Source organism: Paenibacillus illinoisensis NBRC 15959, assembly GCF_004000925.1.
Classification (GTDB): Bacteria; Bacillota; Bacilli; order Paenibacillales; family Paenibacillaceae; genus Paenibacillus; species Paenibacillus illinoisensis.
On record NZ_BIME01000005.1, the window covers coordinates 270318 to 285436 of the forward strand.

At 49.4% G+C, this 15119-nt stretch carries 12 protein-coding genes and 2 tRNA genes; 10 read left to right on the plus strand and 4 right to left on the minus strand.

Annotation, left to right across the window (positions count from 1 at the left end; genetic code table 11):
• Positions 1-67: 67 nt before the first annotated feature.
• Complete coding sequence (locus tag PIL01S_RS15010; RefSeq protein ID WP_127538189.1) at positions 68-1927, plus strand: ABC transporter substrate-binding protein; 1860 nt, start codon at positions 68-70, stop codon at positions 1925-1927.
• 35 nt (positions 1928-1962) lie between these two features.
• Here the strand turns inward: PIL01S_RS15010 and PIL01S_RS15015 are convergent, their stop codons facing one another.
• Complete coding sequence (locus tag PIL01S_RS15015; protein ID WP_127538190.1) at positions 1963-3477, minus strand: serine hydrolase; 1515 nt, start codon at positions 3475-3477, stop codon at positions 1963-1965.
• Positions 3478-3769: 292 nt separating this feature from the next.
• Between PIL01S_RS15015 and PIL01S_RS15020 the strand changes: the two genes are divergently transcribed.
• The 6 genes from PIL01S_RS15020 to PIL01S_RS15045 all read left to right on the plus strand — a co-directional run bounded on the left by PIL01S_RS15020 (position 3770) and on the right by PIL01S_RS15045 (position 12426).
• Complete coding sequence (locus tag PIL01S_RS15020; protein WP_127538191.1) at positions 3770-4981, plus strand: outer membrane lipoprotein-sorting protein; 1212 nt, start codon at positions 3770-3772, stop codon at positions 4979-4981.
• 439 nt (positions 4982-5420) lie between these two features.
• Positions 5421-6608: an alanine racemase gene (gene alr / locus PIL01S_RS15025; protein WP_127538192.1), complete on the plus strand. Its 1188-nt coding sequence runs from the start codon at positions 5421-5423 to the stop codon at positions 6606-6608.
• A 262-nt stretch (positions 6609-6870) separates the two neighbouring features.
• Complete coding sequence (locus tag PIL01S_RS15030) at positions 6871-7152, plus strand: CopG family ribbon-helix-helix protein (protein WP_056699650.1); 282 nt, start codon at positions 6871-6873, stop codon at positions 7150-7152.
• 3 nt (positions 7153-7155) lie between these two features.
• Positions 7156-7506: a type II toxin-antitoxin system PemK/MazF family toxin gene (locus tag PIL01S_RS15035; RefSeq protein ID WP_024630714.1), complete on the plus strand. Its 351-nt coding sequence runs from the start codon at positions 7156-7158 to the stop codon at positions 7504-7506.
• Positions 7507-7738: 232 nt separating this feature from the next.
• Positions 7739-9928, plus strand: a complete 2190-nt coding sequence (locus PIL01S_RS15040; protein ID WP_127538193.1) for an alpha-galactosidase — start codon at positions 7739-7741, stop codon at positions 9926-9928.
• A gap of 278 nt (positions 9929-10206) precedes the next feature.
• A complete protein-coding gene (locus PIL01S_RS15045; protein WP_127538194.1) occupies positions 10207-12426 on the plus strand; it encodes a Tex family protein in 2220 nt (739 codons plus the stop codon).
• 145 nt (positions 12427-12571) lie between these two features.
• Here the strand turns inward: PIL01S_RS15045 and cmpA are convergent, their stop codons facing one another.
• Positions 12572-12715 carry a cortex morphogenetic protein CmpA gene (cmpA, locus tag PIL01S_RS15050; RefSeq protein ID WP_095289070.1) on the minus strand — a complete coding sequence of 48 codons (144 nt, stop codon included), beginning with the start codon at positions 12713-12715 and terminating at the stop codon, positions 12572-12574.
• Between the two features lie 209 nt (positions 12716-12924).
• The gene (locus PIL01S_RS15055) at positions 12925-13281 is read right to left on the minus strand and encodes a hydrolase/acyltransferase (RefSeq protein WP_110821371.1); all 357 of its coding nucleotides are present in this window, start codon (positions 13279-13281) and stop codon (positions 12925-12927) included.
• A gap of 121 nt (positions 13282-13402) precedes the next feature.
• Between PIL01S_RS15055 and PIL01S_RS15060 the strand changes: the two genes are divergently transcribed.
• From PIL01S_RS15060 to PIL01S_RS15070, 3 genes are all read left to right on the plus strand, one after another.
• The gene (locus tag PIL01S_RS15060) at positions 13403-13873 is read left to right on the plus strand and encodes a SprT family protein (protein WP_127538195.1); all 471 of its coding nucleotides are present in this window, start codon (positions 13403-13405) and stop codon (positions 13871-13873) included.
• Between the two features lie 153 nt (positions 13874-14026).
• A tRNA-Asn gene (locus PIL01S_RS15065) sits at positions 14027-14102 on the plus strand.
• Between the two features lie 6 nt (positions 14103-14108).
• Positions 14109-14197 (plus strand) — tRNA-Ser (locus tag PIL01S_RS15070).
• Positions 14198-14420: 223 nt separating this feature from the next.
• Here PIL01S_RS15070 and PIL01S_RS15075 read toward each other — a convergent pair.
• Positions 14421-15119, minus strand: coding sequence for an ArsR/SmtB family transcription factor (locus tag PIL01S_RS15075; RefSeq protein WP_127538196.1), 699 nt, complete (start codon positions 15117-15119; stop codon positions 14421-14423).

Here is a 15119-nt window from a genome sequence, read left to right on the forward strand (position 1 = left end):
GAAGAAAAACTGTAGAAGCGGATGAATGAATTTCGTATTTTAGCAGAGTGGGAAGGTAGGGAATGTCGTGGAAGTAGCTGACCATTATATTCAATTGCGTATGGCGTTTCCGAACGTTCAAGATGATGAAGAATGGCCAACGACGATTGGAGAGCTGGCACAGCATTTGTGCTGCACGATGCGTAACATGAATTTGATTATGAACAAGTTTATGGATAACGATTGGATTCATTGGAGCCCGAGGCGTGGTAGAGGGAAGAAGTCCTTGCTGGTCTTTCAGGCACCGCTGCTTGATGTAGCCCGTGAACGTTTTGATCGCCTGCTGCAGGGCAACAGGCTCGAAGAAGCCTATCAGCTGGCCGCGAGTCTGCCTTTTTCGTTACGGGAAATGTTAATGCAGGGTTTGCAGGAACAGTTTGGTCTTCGTTCAGACCAGGGTACCATGGGAAGGATGGATATCCTGCGGATCCCACAGAACTTTCCGTTTGAGACCTTGGATCCTACCCGGGCTGCCATGTGGGGAGAAGTGGGCATTGTCGCAGAGGTATTCGATCGCCTGGTACGCTATAATGCTGAGCGTCGCATCTGTGAGCCAAGTCTTGCCGTGGCGTGGGAGAGCAGCCTTGAAGGAACAGAATGGACGTTTTATCTGCACAAAGGTGTTCTATTTCATCATGGCCGAATCCTGGATGCAGAGGATGTGAAGTTCACATTTGAACGAATCCTTGAGGATACCGACAATCCCTGCCGGCTGCTGTTTGGCACCATTGCGAAGATCGAGACATTTGATGAGCTGACGGTACGTTTTGCGTTATCTAGTTCAAACTTCATGTTCCCGGATCTGATGAGCAGCATGTATGCGTCGATTTTGCCGCGGGATGTGGAGTTCGACCGAATGCATCCTGTTGGAACGGGCCCTTATCGTTTAACAAAGAATCACCCCAGACTGCTGGTTTTGGATGTATTCCCTTCCTATTTCAGAGGACGTGCCTACATTGATCGAGTTGAGGTGTGGCAGCTCCCGCAGTCCGCACTCGTAGAGTCGGTGATCAAGCAGGATTTGTTCCCGGATGGAGCGCCTCATGCGGTACAGCATGAAGTTCAGGGCGGAGTATATATGACGTTTAATATGCGAAAACAAGGTCCACAGCAGGATCTGTATTTCCGCCAGGCTGTACAGCAGCTGTTGAATCAACAGGAGATGATGGATGCGTTCCGGGATACGCGTAATCAGCCTGCATACAGCCTGGTTCGGGATAATGATGGGGATACGAGGGAAGTAGGGATGGGCAGCTTGCCTATACGAGAGAAACGAACGAGGGCACTGGATTTCATCACGGATTCCTCATTGGCCTTAGCGGAAGAACTGCTTAAGCGAAGCAGCTACGCGGGCCAGACGCTGCGGTTATGGGTAGAGGATGGGCAGAAAATGGAGACGGACATGCTCTGGTTTGTACAACGCTGTGAACGGATCGGACTGCATATCGATATCGTTCCAGGTGATCCCGTAAGTGCGGTGTACCATGATGAATTCAGGTCATGTGATCTCGTGTATACGGGGGAAGTGTTCGATGATCATGTCATGCTGAGCCTGTTCATCATGTTTACCTTTCAGAATACATTGTTCCTGGTTGCCATGGATGATGATCGGAAAAAGGAGTTAGACATGGAATGCAGGCGCATCGTAGGAATTCGGGAAGGTGGTGAACGAATGGCAGCGCTACTGGGGTTAGAGGCCAAACTGATCGAGGAGGCGCTGCTGCTACCCGCCTATCGTTTCAGGGAGGAGCATGCCCATCATGCCTCACTTCGTGATTACAATGTGGTAGGATATGGGATGCCTGATCTGCGCCGTCTGTGGGTGAAACGCAAACCGGGCGCTGATCATAAGGAAGCAAGTTATCCGGCTTACATCCCGCTGTGGTAAGTGATACACAGCGGGATGAGCCTTGTAGTGAGCAGCTATGCTTCGCTTTTCTTCATAAACTCAATAGGTTTCGCACCCGGTTCCATCAAGAAAGGAATGGAAATGGAACGGGCGTTATTTTCCTGATCGACCTGGAAAGTAAACGTGATTTTGAGTCCAAATAAAACAAGCAGGACGGAAAAGGTATCATTGCCTGTGTATTCCATGGGCATTTCAATCTCGTTGAATATCGCTTGTAAGCCGTCATCATTCATTTGAATGGACAATTCTCCGTATCCGGCATGAACATAGGTACCTGCGTAGGTAATTAGAGGTCGCTCAAGGGGCATAATTTTTGTATCATCTTGTGCATCATCCGTTTTTTCCTCAGCATCGTTCACTGGTGTTGCCGCGGGATCCAACGTTTCAGGCGCATCCGTAACTGCAGATTCCGCTGATTCCTCGCCACTCATCAATTTGGCCATCTTTTGGCTCCAATCCACAGGTTCCTTTTCTAGCAAACGGTCCATGATGTGAAATGTAATGGTATAGGGGATTATGCTTCCATGGGTATTGCAGAGCACTACGATCCCGATCTCTTCCTCTGGTAGAAAGGCAACCTGTGAACTAAAGCCATCAATGGCACCGCCATGATGGATCAGCTGATGGCCGCGATAAGGTTCGATGAACCAACCCAGTCCGTAAGTGCTGACAGGCATCTCTGGACCATGAAACGGAGAATCACATGGCATTTGCGGACTGTGCAATACTTCCATTTGTTCCTTGGAGACGAGTTGCTGTCCATCATGCTGCCCCTGATTCAATTGCAAGCGTAACCAGGCTATCATGTCTTCCAGATTGCTATTCATGGAGCCTGCCGGACCGATTGCATCAATGTTTCGATAAGGAATTCGTACATTTTTGCCGTCTTTTTCCATATATGGAACAGCGAAATCAGGCTGGAGCTGCATTTCCTCCACAGAGAACAAACTGGATGTCATCCCTAGCGGCTCAAACAGGTGATCCTGAACGAAGCTCTCCCAGGTTGTTTCCTTCAGCTTTCCGACGAGAAAGCCCGCAGTCATGTACATCAAGTTTTGATATTGCCACTTATTTCTGAAATCCTCATTCGGCTCAAGATACTGTATAGCATCTACGAGCTCTTCCCTGGTTCGTGAAGAGTTGTACCATACCATTTCATGCCTGGGGAGTCCGGAGCGATGACATAACATATCACGAATGGTCAGGCGTTCCGTAGCCACAGGGTCGAACATTTTAAAATCATCCATATATGTTTTAACAGGCGTATCCCAGTTCAGCAGTTCCTGATCGACTAACAGGGCAGCAGTTGTTGCCGTAAAAGCTTTTGTACTGGACCCGATGGCAAAGAGAGTGCTTGGTGTTACTTCGAGTTTGGATTCCAGGTCGCGATACCCATAGCCTTTTTGCCAAATGACCTCATTCTTGTGAATTACAGCGACCGCGGCGCCAACACCCTTCCAGGTTTGCAGCTGTTCAGCTACAAATTCATCCAGTCCGTCCAGTAATGAGCGATGTTTTGTGGTAGTCATTATGATCCCTCCAATAAAAATATGAAGTGAGTTCAAACCAAGAAATAAAAACTCGTATGTAGCTGTCAATTAAGAAGTTGTTCCTTATCAACTATGCCTTTTCTGGATAAAGTTAACATCGGACCCGAGACTGATTTACCTGAAATCACTTGTCCTAACAAGGGAATAGAAAGCTTGTCAAACCAGTCCGCATAAATCGAACAAGTCCCTCATAGACATGTACTAATCAAGTAGGGGTTCTGCTGTACGCACAATCCTGAAGTGAAAACATTGTGCTAAAGGGGATGATGTCATGCGCCGAATATCATGGATGCTTGCCATGGTATTGGTCTTATCGGCCTTACTTGCCGCCTGCGGGAAGAAGGATGCGGCAGCCGTGGTCAAAGATCTGAACGAAGTCGTAGGAGAGATGGAGAGTTACCAGGGAGCAGGTGTGATGACACTGCATACCGGAGATACGCCGCAGCAGTATAAGGTCGAGGTGTGGCATCAGAAGCCTTCATATTATCGAATTGCGCTTACCAATGCCAAAAAGGATGTCACCCAGATTGTACTCCGGAACGATGAGGGCGTATTCGTCCTGACGCCAAGCCAGAACAAAAGCTTCCGGTTCCAAAGCAACTGGCCGGATAACCAGGGTCAAGTTTATCTCTATGAGACACTGATTCGCAGCATCACAGGTGATACAACACGTCAGTTCGCAGATGAGAAGGAGAGCTACGTATTTGATGTAGCTGCCAATTATAATACGCACGCACTGGTCAGACAGAAGATTTGGCTGAACAAAAGTGATTATGCACCCAAACAGGTGGAGGTCTCAGACTCCAATGCAAACGTCGTCGTAGATGTTAAATTTGACAGCTTCAAGTTCGGTGCCGAATTCGGCAAAGATGCTTTTGATATGCAGCGCAACATGACAGCAGGCACAGAAGGAAATAGTGGAACAGACACAACGAATCCGGCCGAGCAGGCAGGAGAAAATGGCACCAAGGAGCCAGCAAGCTCCGAGACTGCTCCAGGTCAAGAACCGACTACAGGTTCTGCTGAAGGGGTCACCGATGGACAAACCGGTGTGAGCGAAAACCCGGAACAACAGGGAGCTCAGGACCCGGCGAGTGGTGAACCAGGCACAGAGGAGCCTACCATGACTGAACCGGAAGGAGCCGGCAGTTTTGGCGTGATCGAACCGACATACGCTCCGGAAGGCGTCAAGCTGAAGGATGATCAAATTGTGGAGGAATCCGGCGATTACTCGGTTATGCTCCGCTACGAAGGAACGTATAACTATACGATCTTCGAAGCCAGACCGCAGGATAGAGCTGTATCACTAGCACCATCTCGCGTAGTGGATCTTGGATTCACTTTGGGAATGATTAGTGGAGACGCATTACAGACGTTAACATGGATGACCGATGGAATTGAATACAGAATCACGAGCGCGGATCTGCCGGAGAGTGAAATGGTTCAGATTGCAACATCGATGCAGGAGCAGTCAGGTAAATGATGTAATAGGTATAGTCGTTAGGGCATTAGGAATGCTAAGGAGCATCGGGGACTTGTTCTCCGGTGCTTTTTGATGTACACAGTTAGGTTGCCGCAGCATATGATGGAGAGGAAAAGCAGGACGTTTCGTAATGGGTATTGCTTGAGAAATGAACAGTGAAATGGGCAGGTTGACCCAATAAATACAAAACACGCTTATATGCGGGATGAACCGGGTAAGTAATCGGTATAGGCAGAGAGAGATGGCGTGAGGCTGCATTTTGGACTCATGTCCGTATCGCTTATCAGCCTGTTTCTTCATCCGCTTCCGGCCTCGACATTATGCTGGGCACACTTTTTGAGTCGCCGTTCTTCTGCTCATTTGACAGTCACATGCTTGAGCATTACGATGGAGTCTGATATGTGAGCCGGATTAAGATGACTAGAGAAGGTGACAGAACGTGCAAGGACAATATCGGCCGACCCAAGCGGAGATCAACTTGGATCATTTGAGTAGCAACGTAGACGCTTTCCGCGCGGTTCTGCCCCAAGGCATGAAGTTTCTAGCTTGTGTCAAGGCGAACGCTTATGGACATGGAGCTGTGGAGACGGCCAGAGAACTGGAACGAATCGGAGTGGATTATCTGAGTGTCGCTTTTCTGGACGAAGCGCTTGAACTGCGACAAAACGGAATCAAGGCTCCGATCTTGGTATTGGGTTATACACCGCCTGAGGGTATTGCTATAGCCAGGGAACAAGATGTGACCATAACGCTGTTCAGCAGGGAAGTGCTTGAAGCGATTCGTGATCTGGATACAGGATCGTCTCAGAACCAATTGAAGGTTCACATCAAAATTGATAGTGGTATGGGACGCCTGGGTCTGCTGCCCGGCGATGAAGCTATTGCTTTCATCCAGGAAACAGCAGCAATGGAACAGGTCCTGCTCGAAGGCATGTTCACTCATTATGCCAAGGCGGATGAAGAAGACAAGACCTATACACTGGAGCAGTATCGACGGTTTCAAAGCGTGGTTGAAGCGCTGCGGGATCAGGGATGTGTCATCCCGATTATACATACGGCGAACAGTGCAGCTGCCATTGATACACCGGAATTATCCTACAATATGGTACGAGTGGGTATCAGTCTCTATGGGCTGTACCCTTCGGCCGAGGTGAATCATCAGGTAGTGAAACTGGTCCCGGTATTGACACTGAAGACGAAAGCGGTTCTGGTCAAAACGCTGCCGCCTCATTGGGGGGTCAGCTACGGAACCCGTTATGTGACACAAGGGAACGAACGAATTGCGACCCTGCCTATCGGCTATGCAGACGGATTTTCAAGAATGCTGACAGGTAAAGCTCAAGTGCTTGTACGTGGCCGCCGCGTTCCCGTCGTCGGTACGATCTGCATGGATCAGTGTATGGTGTCGCTGCAATCTTTCGCTGAAGAGGCGGAAGAAATTCAAGCCGGCGAAGAGGTTGTCCTCATCGGTCACCAATCTGATGGTGTGATTACCGCAGATGAAGTGGCCTCCCAGCTTGGTACGATTGCCTATGAGGTGATCTGCATGATGGCTCATCGGATTCCGCGAATCTATTTCCGGAACGGTGTCGAAGTCGCCAAGGTTAATCCTCTTTTGACATCCTGACTGGCAAACTGGACGCTATTACCAATAAACTTTTTTTCGGAACGGAAGGAAAAGTGTCGGAGCATCTCGAATGTTGTTATATTGACGAGGATGAAAAATCCTGAAAAGAGATGTTTGGTCTGTACGAATATTGCCCCCCATGTTTATAATGGAGTACAGCATACTTGATATACTCGGGGCATATATATTCCTTTGTATAAAAGTTCTGGAAAAACGTAATACTGGTTCACAATGGCGAAAGGTTTGTGGGGGTGGAAGATAGGTGGCCAACTTGCAGAACACCAAGCGGATTATGATCAGTTTGCCTGATCATCTCCTGCAGGAAGTGGATGGCATCGTAGCGCTGGAGAATTCCAACCGCAGCGAATTGATTAGGCAGGCCATGAAGCTGTATTTGACCGAACGGAAGAAACGTTACATCCGTGAGTCCATGCAGCGCGGGTACATGGAGATGGCAAAAATTAATCTGACCATGGCATCCGAGGCCTTTCACGCGGAGGAAGATGCGGACAGCACTCTGGACCGCTTAGTTAGCGGGGTGTAGACATTGATCGTAAAACGCGGTGACGTTTTTTTTGCGGATCTTTCTCCCGTTGTCGGTTCGGAGCAAGGTGGAGTCAGGCCGGTGCTGGTCATCCAGAATGACATCGGTAACCGGTTCAGTCCAACGTGTATCGTGGCGGCTATTACCGCCCAGATTCAGAAGGCAAAGCTGCCGACGCATGTCGAGATTGATGCTGCGGCTCATGGCTTTGACCGGGACTCTGTGATTTTGCTCGAACAAATACGGACGATTGACAAACAAAGACTGACTGACAAGATTACCCATCTGGACGAGGAGACCATGAAATTGGTCAATGAGGCGTTGCAGATCAGTCTAGGTTTGATCGATTTTTAGGTTGCATGGCACCGGGTTTGGGCTGCCAGCAATCCGCCCGTAGCGGGATGTTCCTTGCGGGGAACACACAATTACAGACAACATTTCAGAGGAGCGTATCGCGGCCCAAGGGCTGCGGTGCGCTCTTTTGTCTGAACAAAAATGAAAGCGTAGAACATTGGCGTGCTTTTCGCTATAATGGAACCTGAGAAACCGTTTACGTCAAAGATGTATATAGAGGTGGAGGAGACATATGAGCATTTATATCCATGAAGAGAAACTACAATTTCATTTACAAACTCGCAAGGCAAGTTACGTATTCCAGGTGCTTCCTTCGGGATATTTGGTACATCTGTATTATGGCAAAAAATTACGCAATTCAGATCTGAGCTGGCTCCATGTTCGGACGGAACGCGCTTCCTTCAGCCCGAATCCGGTACCTGAGGACCGGACGATCTCATTTGATACACTTCCATTGGAGCTGCCTGTTTATGGAACAAGTGATTTCCGTAACCCGGCCGTACAGCTTCAACTGGAGAATGGTTCAAGTGTCTCGGAATTCACGTATGTTGGTCATCGGTTGGAGAGAGGCAAACCTGCTCTTCAAGGGTTGCCAGCGACTTATGTAGAAGCTGCAGATGGAGCTGATACGCTCGTAATTGAAATGGAGGATCGCGTGGCAGGAGTCCGCATCGAGCTCTCCTACACAGCCTATTCGTCCTTTAATGCAATTACGCGCTCGATGCGTATCATTAATGAGAGCGCTACCTCGGTGAATGTGGCTCGTGCACTAAGCACATCTGTAGATTTCCCGCATGCTGATTATGAACTGCTGCAGCTGTCAGGTGCATGGACGCGGGAACGCGATATTGTTCGTCGCCCACTGGCTTCTGGCTTGCAGGGCGTGGAAAGCCGCCGTGGTTCAAGCAGCCATCAACAAAACCCGTTTATCGCGTTGATGACGCCAGGTACGGATGAAGATCAGGGAGAAGTGTACGGCTTCAGTCTCGTATACAGCGGAAGTTTCACAGCGCAAGCAGAAGTGGATCAGTTCCACACCACGCGTGTATCTCTCGGTATTAACCCGTTTGAGTTCAGCTGGAAGCTGGAATCCGGAGAAGCTTTCCAAACACCTGAGACGGTCATGGTCTATTCGGATGCAGGACTGGACGGCATGTCCCAGTCTTATCACGAACTTTATCGCGAACGACTTGCTCGCGGCAAATTCCGCAATGCAGAGCGTCCTGTATTGGTGAACAACTGGGAAGCGACGTATTTTGGTTTTAATGCAGACAAGATTGAACAGATTGCGCGTGCAGGGAAGCAGCTCGGCATCGAGCTGTTTGTATTGGATGACGGCTGGTTCGGACATCGTGACAGTGACAACTCCTCGCTGGGTGACTGGATTGTGGACAAGAACAAGCTGCCTCAAGGTCTGGATGACCTGGCGAACCGGGTAACTGCACTCGACATGCAGTTTGGATTGTGGTTCGAGCCAGAGATGATCTCGCCGGATAGTGAATTGTATCGCAAGCATCCGGACTGGTGCCTGCATGTCCCTGACCGTCGCCGGACAGAGGGCAGACAGCAGTTGGTGCTGGATTTCTCCCGCCAAGACGTTCGGGATGAAATCGTACGTATGCTGAGCGACGTATTGGGCTCTGCGCCGATTTCGTATGTGAAATGGGACATGAACCGGAATATGACGGAGATCGGCTCTGCACAGCTGCCTGCGGACAGACAGCGTGAGACAGCTCATCGCTATATGCTTGGATTGTATGAGGTGATGGAACGGATTACGTCTTCCTTCCCTAATATTTTGTTTGAAAGCTGCTCAGGTGGTGGCGGTCGTTTCGATCCGGGTATGCTGTATTACATGCCGCAAACGTGGACAAGCGACAACACGGATGCTGTATCCCGTCTGCGCATCCAATACGGAACAAGTCTCGTGTATCCGGTAAGTTCCATGGGATCACATATCTCGGCCGTACCGAATCATCAGGTTAACCGCATTACGTCGCTGGAGATTCGCGGGCATGTTGCCATGTCGGGCAACTTTGGCTACGAGCTTGACCTGACACGTTTCACCGAGGAAGAGAATGCGATTGTGAAGGCTCAAGTGGAGCTGTACAAGGAGATTCGGGGCACCATTCAGTATGGCACGTTCCGTCGTCTGCTCAGTCCGTTTGAGGGTAACGAAACGGCATGGATGTTTATCGCACCCGATGGAAGCGAAGCAGTAGTATTTTATTTCCGCGTGTTGTCCGAGCCCAATGCTCCTCTCCAACGTCTGAAGTTGAAGGGGTTGGATCCTGACGCCGATTACCGCCTGAAGGGCGGCACCGAGACGTACACGGGCGATGCATTGATGTATGGCGGAATTTCCGTAGGTCGTGCCACAGGAGATTATTTGAGCGAGATGTTCCGTTTCGAACGGGTATAGGTAATCCTGCGTTTAATGCAGTGCTTTTCGGGGAAGACCGGAATACGTCGGGGTGACGTTTTTCGGTCTTTTCTTATGAGTTACGCGAAGCGATGAACCATAAAAACTCACTGTAAGAACTTGTAACCGGTAGGAATGCTGGAAAACTGAACGGAATTTTGTGATAATATAGGGAAGAGCAATCTGCATGAGTGCAGATTCGATACTGTGATTACAGCAGCATAGCTGCCCTGAACATGCTTAATCTGAAACGATTCAGGAAGGAAAGAGGGATTTATTTGTCTGAACAGGGAACGGTTCTGGAACCCAATGAAGAAACAATAAAGGCGGAACGCCAGGAAAGAATCATCAAACAGGTAGCCAAGGAACTGTCACTGGCCTTGAAGCAGGTGCGCACGACGTCAGAGCTTCTGGAAGAAGGCAATACGATTCCATTTATCGCCCGCTACCGTAAAGAAATGACTGGAGAGCTGGATGAGAACCAGCTGCGACTGATTGAGGAACGTCTCGTATATCTGCGTAACCTTGAGGATCGCAAAGTGGAAGTCATCCGTATTATAGAAGAACAAGGTAAATTGACGGGAGAACTGAAAAAGTCCATTACCCAGGCTGTGAAGCTGCAGGAGGTCGAGGATCTGTATCGTCCTTATCGCCAGAAGCGCAAAACGCGTGCCAGCGTAGCCAAGGAAAAAGGTCTTGAACCCTTAGCTGTATGGATATGGAGTCAACCGAAACAGGGGAATGTGCTCGAAGAAGCTGCGCGTTACATCAATGCAGAGCTTGGAGTGGACGATGCAGAAGCAGCCCTTCAGGGAGCCAAAGACATTCTTGCCGAGAACATCGCTGATGATGCTGCCATTCGTGCGTGGATTCGTCGCTATACGCTGGATCATGGCATGTTGACTTCGGAAGCGAAGGATGCGGAGCAGGAATCGGTCTATGAGAACTACTATGATTATCGTGAATTGGCCAAAAAGATGCCTCCGCACCGGATTCTCGCCATTAACCGCGGAGAGCGCGAGAGCATTCTGAAAGTAGGTCTGGAGGTTCCGCCTGAACCGGCCCATCGTCATATGGAAGGTCAGATCATCAAGGGTGCATCTGCAGTGCAGGATGTATTGCGCGCTGTCATTGAAGATGCCTACAAACGTCTGATTGCACCTTCCATTGAGCGCGAAGTCCGGGCAGAACTGACGGAAAAGGGAGAGACCCAGGCAATCTCCGTGTTTTCCGCCAATCTACGTAACCTGCTGCTTCAGCCGCCGATTCATGGCAAACGTGTGCTTGGTGTCGACCCTGCTTATCGTACGGGCTGCAAACTGGCTGTAGTGGATGATACGGGCAAACTGCTGGAAGTCGCTGTTACGTACCCGACGCCACCTCACAACAAAAAGCGCGAAGCAGCCGAGGTATTCCACCGGATGATCAAGCAGTATGACATCGGACTGATCGTTATCGGTAATGGTACAGCTTCCCGTGAAACGGAACAGTTTGTAGCCGAGATCATTCAGGAAAATGGCGATGAGAGCCTTGTGTACCTCATCGTTAATGAAGCAGGAGCAAGTGTGTATTCCGCTTCCAAGCTGGCGCAGGAGGAATTCCCTGATCTGGACGTAGCCGAACGCAGTGCAGCTTCCATTGCCCGTCGTGTACAGGATCCACTGGCTGAACTGGTGAAAATTGATCCAAAGGCCATTGGTGTAGGGCAATACCAGCATGACGTTTCTCAAAAGATTCTGGAGGAAAGTCTGAAAGCGGTCGTGGAATCTGCGGTTAACCATGTAGGCGTGGATGTGAATACGGCTTCGCCATCGTTGCTGTCCTATGTGGCCGGCGTGAATGCGACGATTGCCAAAAACATTGTGAAGTACCGCGAGGAAAACGGACGCTTTACGAACCGTCGTCAACTGCAGAAGGTACCGCGTCTGGGTGCTAAAACCTATGAACAATGCGTAGGTTTCATGCGCATTGGTGAAGGTGAGAATCCACTGGATCGTACACCGATTCACCCGGAATCCTACAAGGTCGTCGATCAGTTGTTCAAAGAACTTCAGGTGGAGCTGGACAAGTTGGGCAGCAAGGAGTTGTCCGTGCTTCTATCCGAACAGCAGCCTGAACAACTGGCTGTGAAACTGGACGTGGGTGTGCCTACACTGCGCGACATTCTCGACAGCTTACAGCGTCCGGGACGTGACCCTCGGGAAGAAATGCCGCTCCCTATTTTCCGTACGGATGTCCTTAAAATTGAGGATCTGGTTGAAGGCATGGAACTCCAAGGTACCGTTCGCAACGTAATTGATTTTGGTGCCTTCGTCGATATCGGGATCAAGAGTGATGGACTTGTCCATATTTCACAGCTGAGCAATGGTTACGTCAAGCATCCGATGGATGTTGTTTCTGTCGGTGATAATGTAACGGTATGGGTGATGAATGTGGATACCAAAAAGGGCCGGGTCGGCCTGACCATGAAAAAGCCTGCTTCGAAGCAGACTTCCTAGTCCCAAGATCCGAGAACAGCCTTCCCAGTTGCGGGAAGGCTGTTTGTTGTCGGCTCGAATGGGGGTGTCGACCGTTCCATATTCTTCGAATGAGTTAATGTAGGAAGAGAGAATGGGCTGTATACATGAAGAGTGTGGTTAGATTCTAGAGTTCACGATCCGCGCTGCGCGGTGTGCCATTAGCAGGTTTATTCCGGTAAAAGAACCAGCATTCGTTCAGCAGCTTGATCTGTCTGCTGTCTTTCTTGTGAAATGCACGCATCAGTTGATTGCAAAGCCATTGAGGCAAAGGGATCTCCTCCTCTTGCATAATTCATCTGTACGTTAGCATATGTGGCAATAGCCTGGACTGTGCGAATTAAGCCGCGCGGAACGTGTAAAAAACAGTGTCTGGCTTGTCAACCGACCTGTCGATTCAGATAAAATAAAAAGCGCAAATCCGGTTACGGAAATGCGCTTACAGGTTAGGATGTGCACTTTTAGAAAACGATAAATGAATCAGAGTGTTTCCATTTCTTCTTCGTACCATTGTTCCAGCTGGGCTTGAAGGGCTCGAATTTCGGTGAGTAAGGAAATCAAGGGATAATGCGTCTCGCGCAGTTTGGCGAAACTATGCTCAAGCGCATTGATGTAATCCAGCCCTCCGGTGATACTGAGCTGCTCGTTCAGAAGATCAAGGTCGTCACATTCAGCGATGGCCCAGGGCAGTACAGGTACATCCGCTGCAGTAAGTTTATCAATCTCTTTGTGCAGACGCAGGTTGAGTGCACTGAGTTGATAGGCGTAATCAGCGGGCATTTCAACAAACTCTAATTGCTGTTCCTGCTGCAGGATGACATAACGCATTGTAGGCATAACGTGTAATAATCTCCCCTCATACATTCTACTTGACAGTGTAGCCTACGAAACGGTTAAAATTCAAGTATTATACCGAAAAAAGGAACGGTCCAAGGGGTGAGAAAGGAGGGGAAACCGGGTGGATAATGCTGAGCTGCAGCAGTGGATTGAGCAGGTATCGCTGGATCATTTCGGAGTTCCGTTTACCCACGAGGCCTTGTTTAATCGACGTCTGACGACAACCGGCGGCCGATATATGCTGAAGAGTCACCGAATTGAGATTAATCCACATCAGCTAGAGGCGTACGGGCGGGATGAGGTCGAGAAAATTATAAAGCACGAATTGTGCCACTACCATCTGCATATTCGCGGACGTGGCTATCGCCACAGGGACCCGGAATTCAAGGCTCTTCTGCAAAAGGTAGGCGGTTCGAGGTTCTGTCAGTCCCTTCCGGATGGCAAGGGCAGGAAGCCGCAGCCTTATCGGTACAAGCTGGTATGCAAGAGCTGTGGAACGGAATATCTGCGTAAACGAAAAATGGATCCCAAACGTTTCAGATGCGGCCGGTGCGCCGGTAAGTTGGCTCTTCAAACCATCTCTAACGAGTAGTGTTCATCCTAGTGGATATAACCGGCTTGAAGAGGGGATGCAATATACCTGTATGAGCTGTATTTTCTCCCTTTTTTACAGTTAGCAAGAAAGTATAGTTAAGATGTTGACTTGGCTTATTAATCATGATAAATTATGTTTATTCGAGATTATTCCCTGATAGCTCAGTTGGTAGAGCACTCGACTGTTAATCGAGTTGTCACAGGTTCGAGTCCTGTTCGGGGAGCCATTTCTTGGAGAGATACCCAAGTGGCTATAAGGGGACCCTCTGCTAAGGGGTTAGACTGCGTAAGCGGTGCGAGGGTTCGAATCCCTCTCTCTCCGTTTTGATTATACTTCTCCGCAAAGAGATTAGAACCTTAAAGGTTCGTCGGAGCATAGTCTTCGATAGCGATACGTCGCAGTCTCGAACGAAGTGAGAGTATCCCTCTCTCTCCGTATTGAATACACGAATAGAATCCCCTTCACATGAACCGTTGATCGGTTTGTTGTGAAGGGGATTTTTTGGTGTAGATCTTTCTTGGATGAGATCTGCAACGTAACCTGCCTACAGCGAGATTCCCAAAACCTCGTATAAACCCTTCTTGCCAGCATCGGTAACTTCAACAGAGCGGCTGCCAGGCTTCTTCCGGGTCCACTCGAGCTGCGAAAGTCTGCGTTCCAATTGTTCGCCCAGCAGTCCGGATATGTGGTGACGCCGTTCGCTCCAGTCCAGACATTTGCGGGCAATGGCACGTCTTGATCCCGGTTTAACCTGAAGATCAATTCCGAATGATGTAAACCATTGTCTTCCTTTCTCCGTAATGTGATAATCCTTGGCCTGATCTGCTTCCGGCTCCAGTAGATATTCCTCCCGCAACAATGCATCGCACAGTGCAATCCCAAGCTTACCAGCAAGGTGTCCGTAACAGGTACGAGCAAAGCTAAGATGCTGGAGCTGATTAGACTGTTTGAGCGATCTCACCTGAACAGGAGGGGCGATACTGCCCATCGTTTCAATCAGAAAGGCAATCTCCTGGCCAGCCAATCGGAAGTAGCGATGCCTTCCTTGCCGTTCTACAACTAGCAGCCCGCCGTCCACAAGTTTAGCAAGGTGGTTACTCGCAGTCTGGGGTGTTACACCAGCCATATAGGCAAGCTCGCCTGCAGGCAGGGCCTGTCCACCCAGTAGTGCTTCGAGAAAGACAGCGCGACTCGGATCGGCAATCAATGACGCGATAACAGATATATTTGGATATGCATTCAT